Below are 424 nucleotides of genomic sequence, written 5' to 3'. Positions count from 1 at the left end.
GGCCGACCTCGCGCACGACATGCGCACGCTGCTCAGCAACATGCGCGGCGCCGCTGAAGTCGCGCTCGCCCGGCCGCGCTCCGTCGATGAATACGAAACGCTCCTCGCCTCGAATCTGGAAGAGTGCGACCGGCTCTCGCGAATGATCGAGAGCGTGCTGTTCCTGGCGCGCGCCGAGCATCCGCAGTTCGTCAAACAACTGCGCGAGTTCGACGCGGGACAGGAGTTGACCCATATCGCCGACTACTTCGAAGGCATTGCCGAAGAGGCGAATGTGCGCGTGCGCGTGAACGGCGCGGCCAGCGTGACGGCGGATCTCGAACTGTTCCGCCGCGCCGTGAGCAATCTGCTCGCCAACGCCATTCGCTATACGCCGCAGGGCGGCGAGATCGTGCTGGCCGCAAGCGCGTCGGCCGACGCGGTG

General features: G+C 66.5%; 1 protein-coding gene. It reads left to right on the top strand.

What is annotated here, in order from left to right:
• On the top strand, nt 1–424 hold a 424-nt coding region (locus P0D96_RS48445), incomplete at both ends, for a histidine kinase dimerization/phospho-acceptor domain-containing protein (protein WP_408321477.1).

Origin of the sequence: Paraburkholderia sp. RL17-347-BIC-D, assembly GCF_046027915.1 — a bacterium.
Lineage (GTDB): Bacteria > Pseudomonadota > Gammaproteobacteria > Burkholderiales > Burkholderiaceae > Paraburkholderia.
Note: the sequence above shows the minus strand (reverse complement) of the source record. Positions and strands in the feature narration are given on the sequence as shown.